General features: G+C 44.8%; 7 protein-coding genes. 3 read left to right on the forward strand and 4 right to left on the reverse strand.

The genetic code is table 11. From position 1 onward, the window contains the following. Positions 1-245 precede the first annotated feature (245 nt). Together QXE01_10460 and QXE01_10465 are read right to left on the reverse strand one after the other, a co-directional pair. Positions 246-497 carry a DUF131 domain-containing protein gene (locus tag QXE01_10460; GenBank protein MEM4971657.1) on the reverse strand — a complete coding sequence of 84 codons (252 nt, stop codon included), beginning with the start codon at positions 495-497 and terminating at the stop codon, positions 246-248. Positions 498-647: 150 nt separating this feature from the next. Further along, a complete protein-coding gene (locus QXE01_10465) occupies positions 648-863 on the reverse strand; it encodes a hypothetical protein (GenBank protein ID MEM4971658.1) in 216 nt (71 codons plus the stop codon). A gap of 1,106 nt (positions 864-1,969) precedes the next feature. On the opposite strand from QXE01_10465, the gene QXE01_10470 reads away from it, so the two are divergent. Together QXE01_10470 and QXE01_10475 are read left to right on the forward strand one after the other, a co-directional pair. After that, the gene (locus QXE01_10470) at positions 1,970-2,575 is read left to right on the forward strand and encodes a DUF1122 family protein (protein ID MEM4971659.1); all 606 of its coding nucleotides are present in this window, start codon (positions 1,970-1,972) and stop codon (positions 2,573-2,575) included. Between the two features lie 226 nt (positions 2,576-2,801). Continuing rightward, positions 2,802-4,742, forward strand: coding sequence for a TRAP transporter fused permease subunit (locus tag QXE01_10475; GenBank protein MEM4971660.1), 1,941 nt, complete (start codon positions 2,802-2,804; stop codon positions 4,740-4,742). A gap of 110 nt (positions 4,743-4,852) precedes the next feature. On the opposite strand, the gene QXE01_10480 is transcribed toward QXE01_10475, so the two are convergent. Further along, positions 4,853-5,635: a transposase gene (locus QXE01_10480; GenBank protein MEM4971661.1), complete on the reverse strand. Its 783-nt coding sequence runs from the start codon at positions 5,633-5,635 to the stop codon at positions 4,853-4,855. Continuing rightward, entirely contained in the window at positions 5,601-6,134 is a 534-nt protein-coding gene (locus QXE01_10485) for a hypothetical protein (GenBank protein MEM4971662.1), read from the reverse strand. Before QXE01_10485 ends, QXE01_10480 begins: the two co-directional genes overlap by 35 nt. 363 nt (positions 6,135-6,497) lie before the next feature. Here QXE01_10485 and QXE01_10490 point away from each other — a divergent pair. Beyond that, the coding region (locus tag QXE01_10490; protein ID MEM4971663.1) for a protoheme IX farnesyltransferase at positions 6,498-7,349 on the forward strand (852 nt) is incomplete at its 3' end.

Consider the following 7,349-nt stretch of genomic DNA (forward strand, 5'->3'; position numbering starts at 1 on the left):
GTCTTAACATATATAGCCCATGGGGGAGGCGATATCCTATCCCCCATCTCCTCTCTAAGCTTCTCAGCCAACCTAGAGATGAAAAGATCCGCTGGAACCTCCTTAACACTTACCACTACAGAGACCCATATCAGTAGAGTATCAACGCTTAAAACAATACAGAACCTACCTCCTCCCTGAAGTGCGGGGCTTTTAGTTGCTAACCCCGCTAGAAGAGATATTTTACCCGCTACATGATGATCATGCTAGGGGCTAGAAGCTCTCCCCATAATACTGGCCAACATAGCTACGATCAAGACCAAGAGAGCAACTGCGATAATTAATAGAAGATAAATAGCTTCAACACCCCCGCTCAGCATAATCGGTATAGGGCCTATCAATATAAAGCCGAAGCCCCTGGCCTCAGCGCCAGCGGGTAGAGAGAGAAGAAGGACTGCGAGGAACACAAGTATAAATCCGATCAGGATGAGTATAAATCCCACTAAAAATCTATCCATTGAAACACCAAAAATATATCTCCCTAGGAATTTATATAAGTAGATGAAGAATTTGCCGAGAGCTGACTAGTGACGAGTGAACCCCTGGCTGATAGCGCCTCCCCTTTCACACCGCCTCTAGCATTTCCTATAGCTTAATTCCCTAGCCGGTCAGCCTTGCTCCGCCCATTGGACACTATAGAAGTGAGAGATGATACCTTCTCCGAACTGACCTCCTCCCCTTTCAATTCTATAGTAGATCACTAATCTCTCACATGGTTTAGCCCTAGGTGGGTCTCCGGCCATTACCCCTATCCCCTCTCGGGGACTCGGGGCTATGGCTGTTAGCCCCCATCTATAATCATCCGGGGGCTGGTTGCCAAGCACATCACTACCTCATCATCTAACCAAACCACCAGCATCAAAGATTATAAGCATTAGCAACATCCCCGCCCTAAAGAGCGAGGCTTTCAGTTATAAGGATCTGAATCCTAGGTAGCTAGGGACGGGCACCTGCAGCAGGGGCTTCCAGGGGAAGTGTGGTGAACAATGACTAAAATTATATTAACAGGCGGGAGCGCCTATCATGTATAGCGTTTCTAGCTCTAGCTTGTAGGTATCTTCATCTATCCTCTGATGGGATTTGGCATTGTCTTTCTTAACACTATGGCCCCTAGCCCTCTTTACCCTCCCTTTAAGATCCAACATCTTTATTCTTTTTAGTGCAGGCATTACTATCCCATTTTGATCTAAGCGTTTGGTTAAATAAAAAGCTTTGCCCAAACCAGGTTAGTCAGTTGTCGAAACAAGGCGCTCACCTATGGCTTTAGAACTATAAGAACTATATAAATAATATCTATAGTCAAATGATCTTTAATTAATTAACTAGCTTGGGATTAATTTATACCCATATTTTACCGATCAAAGCACCAGATCATAGTATGAATTATATCCAGATATTGACTTTACAGATATAGCTGATTAAGAGATCTATGGCCTAATCATTATCAACGCCACATGTTATCAGGAGTTCCAGCATACATCATATATCAGGAGACCCTCTTCTCATCAAGGGGCGGCGCGGAGGGCCAGAGCCCCGCATCCTTGGCCGCTAGACGACCCGGCTTCACTAATATTTCATCCTAGCGGGTTATAAAGCTTATCCATTTGAGATCCCCTCTCCTCAAGGGAGCTAGGCTTTCGCCTTTTGGCTTAATGATGAGCTTTATTTTTCTAACTACTATAGCTACTCGGCATTGTTTTAACAGAATCACGCGTAGGGATCGAAACCTATATCTAGCGATAGCAATGATCTGATAACCCTAGCAAGGGCGAGGCATACACCTAGGAACACAGGTTCAGAAAACAATGAAGCTAAGTAATTGTTGTAGGTGCTACGCATATGTTATTGTGGATAATGCTTGGCTTCAGCCTAGTTTGATCAGTTATGCTGGAAATTTCTTAACCTATATTAGCTATTTACGCTAGTATCTATGGTGCTGAGTATAAGTAGCACAGATCTATGTGATATTATAGCTGAGAGGCTTGGTTCTGATATTGTGAGGTGTTCTAGGGGAAGGGTTAGGGGTGTGTATGAGGCTATGCTATCAATAGGTGGTAGCATGATCCTCCTAACGATCTTCATTGGTAGAGAGGGCTATTCCCCCTGGGCAGAGATAGATGTTCTGGCCACCTCCAATGATGTGCATAATGCTATTGATAGGATTATTGAGCAGGTATCCAAGATCTTCGAGGGTTATTCAAGGATAATGGTTACATATACATGGGATCCCGAGACAGTGTCTCTCCTAGATAGAGGTGTTCACCCAGCTGCAACTAGAATCGGAGCTATGCTCGTCTCCAAGGGTTTCTATGTTGTTAAAAACATGTATTTCCCCGAAGGATATAGCGAGGGGAGTCCAAAGCTTGTTGGAGAGGGCTATGTTGATAACAAGTGGTATCTCGAAGAGCTATGTGCTGAGCTGGAGGAGCTTAGAAGACTTATCAATAGAGGGTGTTTGGAGAGGGATTCAGTATGTATATATGCTGATATATCACTTAGATATATAGAGAGACTAAAGACTATAGATAAATGTTGAACCCCACTAGCGTCACATATACTGCTTATTTCTTAATAATTCTGCAGGCCATAGTATTGCTTGGTGAGCCTATCTGCAGAGACTTGCTAGGAGGATCTTATATATAGTTGCTATATCAGCCACCCTATATCATATATACCTCGTTTTTCACCCATATACGCCTATATCATATCTATATAAAATCGGGATCTTTGATCTCACACAGCTCCAGAGAGCTACCCATGTTATGTTCATATTACTCGTAGGCTATCTCTATAGCATTGTGCATGAACCTAGAATCGGTAGGATTAGGCTTGGGATAGCATATATATCAGTAATACTCACCCTCATACCAACGATCCTGCTTATACAGTATTTCAACTGGCAACCACTATATACAGGGCTTCTCATACTGATCTGGTTAGTAGCGATGGTAGCACCTATAATACCTGGTTTTAATAGATATAGAAGATATCTAGATATTATAGGGATCATCGCTTCCATCCCGCCCTATATCTATATGGTCTATGACTATGAGAATCTGATCTACAGGGCTATATCACCACTACCCCTGGATCTCTATATGGGGTGGTCAGAGACACTCTTACTCATGGGCGTGATACTCAGACATGTGGGCCCTGAGATGCCTATGATCGCAATGATATTTCTTCTATATAACATCTATGCAAACAGCTTCCCATATCCATGGAACCACCCTGGCTTCTCCATAGACTATCTAATTGGAAAGATCTATGTTGAGAGCGAGGCAGCACTTTTCGGACTAGTAACCGGTGTCTCGCTAAAATATGTTGTCTACTTCACAATACTCTCAGGAGTTCTGGGGGCCCTCGGATATGGAGATGCTATGGCGAGAACGTTCCTCTCGAGAATGGGTAGGAGGCCTGAGAGCGTTGGTAGAGTAGCTGTTCTCATGGGCCTTGGGATGGGCATGATCTCTGGCTCGGGGGCTGCAGATACCACCTTTATATCCACAACTATGAAGCCTATATTTAGGAAAGCAGGGTATGATGATCTAGCGGCGGCTGGGCTCTCAGCAAATGCTGGAACCCTGGCGATAATAACACCCCCAGTCCTCGGGTCCGTAGCCTTTATAATGGCTGAGCTCCTTGCTATACCATATACGACGATAGTTATCATGAGTGTTCTACCTGCTGCGCTATATGTGATATCAATATACCTCTATAATGAGTACTATTCGAGGAAGGCCGGGCTAAAGCCTGTTGAGATCCCGCTGAGGGAGGGGCCTAAGATACATGTCTTCGCACCAGCGATCCTGATAGCCTCTATGATCTTCCTAGGCTATAGCATCCCACTATCGGTTACCTCAGCGATTATCCTAGCAATTGTAATCGCAGCTATAGACAGGGATCTCAGGCCGAGGCTTAGAAACATATTAACAGGATTCGCCGAGGGCTTCATACCGATGGCCTCTGTGGGCTCCTCAATAGCTATGGCTAACTTTATAATGGCTATGGTTGTGATCTCCGGCCTATCCCAGAAATTCACACTAGCACTGCTCTCACTTGTTCAGAATAACCTGCTCGCTGCAATACTCTTCGCATGGGGCTTCTCACTCCTCCTTGGAATGGGCGTCCCACCCTCGGCCACATATGTGCTCTCATCCCTTCTAACAGCACCTGCTATAATAAACCTCGCAACATCCATTGGAATCCCGCAGGATACAGCTACGCTAGCTGTTCACATGTTCCTATTCTATATGGCTATGCTAGCAGATATAACGCCTCCAGTAGCTCTATCCGCATTCGCAGCATCAGCAGTCTTTGGGCTAGATCCTATAAAGACGGGGGTTAAGGCAGCTACAGTTGCTATTCCAAAGTATCTATATACTATCTCCTTCGTATACTCATACTGGGGAACATCACTCCTAATAATACCCATTCTACTCCACTCACAACCTCTACAAGCAGCTATACTGATAATAAGCAGGGTCGCAGCATCCATAGCCGGCATATGGTTCCTAACACTTGCTAACGTGGGGTTCTATAGATCCCCTATACCTCTCCCACTAAGGATACTTCTAGGAGCTTCTGGCACAGCCATGATGATCCCAAGCGAGGTTGTGAACATCTTCGCACTCGCGATAGGGATAACATCCACCATCGCTTCAACGAGACTTGCCAAGAAACCTCTGATAGCTAGAAGCTAATATCATAGCTAATGTTAAAATACCAAAGCTATTTCTGGGAAGATCCAGAGGAGTATCCTAAGAAATGAAGATAACTGACCTCCTCCCCGCCCTGAAGAGCGAGGGTTCCCTTAGAGCGGGGAGGTTTGGGCTACATCCCAGGCTCTCGCCTGGTTCAGCCTCTCGCCTGGTCTTAGGCGTGTTACCCCTACCCCGCATAGTGCGGGGCTCGGGGTTATGGCTTTACTCTTAGCTAGTATGTTGAATGCCCCCACAAGGTCTGCGTTGAATACAATATTATGCTTGTAGCACTTGAATAGCCCCCTGGTTATTCTCTCATGATTCTCTATAGTTCCGCATATTGGGCATGTTCTTGATGTGTTTTCCTCATCTACATGCTCAACCTCTATCCCGTATTCCTCAGCAACATCTCTAAGCCTTCTCAATAGATATCCATAGCTCCATATATGGACGATCTCGAAGTTAATCTTAGAACTCTTATTAGGTTCTTGAGAAGCATATTTCGGATGACCAACATATATCTTCTTAACACCTTCACTATATAGCCATTCTATTGTGTTCCTAACAGCCCAGTCAATATAGCTCTTGATCTGTTTCCTCCACTTCTTATACATCCTCCTAAGCCTCTTAGATGTTTTAAAACCATATCTATTCAAGATGCTTTGATAGCTAGAGATCTTCTCCCTCCAGTAGAAGCTAATAGCCTTCAAAGGCCTCCCATTAACCAATAAAGCAGATCCATCATCAACATATACAGCCAATAAATTGTTAACACCTATATCTATGCCAGCCTCTTTATCTCCAAGGGGCTTTAGAGACCCTCTAAAGCTACTGCCCCTGATCACCTTTTTATCAACCTCATAGGATACGTATATATACCATTTTCTTATCATCGGCATCATAGTGTATCTCAGCCCTACCCTGCCTCCCAACAACATGTATTCTACCTGAATATCTAACCCTCATAGATCCTATGGCTCCTAAGCCCTTGATAACTATATATTCACCATCAATCCTATATTGATCATTTCTGAGGACTGTCCATAATATTCTAATCCCACCCCTCTTCCTATATCCAGGTGGGCTGACCCTTGTTATAAATGGTGGTAGCCTACCCTCCCTCTTAGCCTTCAAAGATGAGAAGAACGATCTCCAAGCCTCATCGTTCTTATTCAAAACCTGCTGTGTCGTTGCAGACCCGATTATCTTCTTATACCTCTCATAGAACTCCTTATACGTAGCCTTAAGATCTACTCTCTTGGTTTCGAAGAACATCCTCCTCCTAGCATAGTTAACCTCGTTCCAGAGCTTCGAGGAGAGATTACAGAGTGATTTTAGCCTCTCCTCAGCCCCCTCATCCGGCAGTAGCCTCAGCATCACAGCTCTGATCAAGATATCACGCTCGGCCCCTGCGGGCATAGAGATAGGGGTGTTATAGCAGATAGGAGTTAGCCCGCGAGGCCCAAAAGGATTGTGGAGCAAAGCTTATAAGCATTTCACCATCCCCGCCCTGAAGGACGAGGCTTTCAGTTGTAAACGGGGTTTCCGAGATCCATGGCTAAACCTTGGTAAGAGGGCCTGGTGAGATTGTGAGGAACCCATGGGTGGCTTAAAACAACCTCTATCGAGTGGATTATATACTAAATAGATCGCATGAAGATCATATAGTTAATGGCAAAACTAGGAGCGGATCCGGGTATAAAGGCTAGAGAGCGTGTATATATCCAAGATAGTGTATATACCTAGGTGGGCTTGTTGGTTGCTGTTAGAGGGGTTCTTCTGAAAGGCTATAATGCCCTCGAGATTCTCTCGGATCTCTTTAAGATAAGGCAGAGCCTTCTCCTAATGTTTACTGGCATGCTTGGCTACCTTATAGCTGGGGGTCTATCGATAGATCCTTGGATATCGCTCTACCTCCTCATAGCCCTCTCACTAACGATCTTCGGGACAACTGGTATTAACATGGTGTTAGATGCCGATATAGATAGTATGATGGTGAGGACTAAGAGGAGGGCTATACCGAGGGGGGCTATTTCCAGGGGTAGGGCTGCCTTGATATCGATTGCTTTTCTAGCTGCTGGGCTCTGGGTATCATATATGATAAATCTATGGGTATTCATAGCAGGTCTTCTAGGGTTTCTAATAGATATCCCCATATATACTGTTATGACTAAGAGGAGAAGCTGGACAAGCGTGATCTATGGCGGCTTCGCAGGTGGTATGCCAGCCTTCGGGGGTTATATGGCGTATACAGGGCATCCAACGCCTGAGGCTCTCATCCTATTGATCCTAGTTGCTGTTTGGAGCAATGCCCACATATGGTATATAGTGATCTATAACTATAGGGATTACGAGAGGGCCGGTATACCAATGCTACCAGTTGTTAAGGGTGTGAGGGCTGGTGTGATGGGCTCCTTGATACATGTCTTCATAATGCTCTCCCTAATAGCTATATACTTTATATTAACAGGCTTCAGAGCATGGGTTACCTTGGTGGTTGGTGGCTATCTATCCCTCAGGCTTATACAGATTATGAGGAGGCATCTCAACGGTGTTACAAGGGAGGAGGCCTATAGAACCTTTAAATTCCTGAGCCCCTACCTAGCA

It is taken from the genome of Sulfolobales archaeon (assembly GCA_038897115.1).
GTDB lineage: Archaea > Thermoproteota > Thermoprotei_A > Sulfolobales > AG1 > AG1.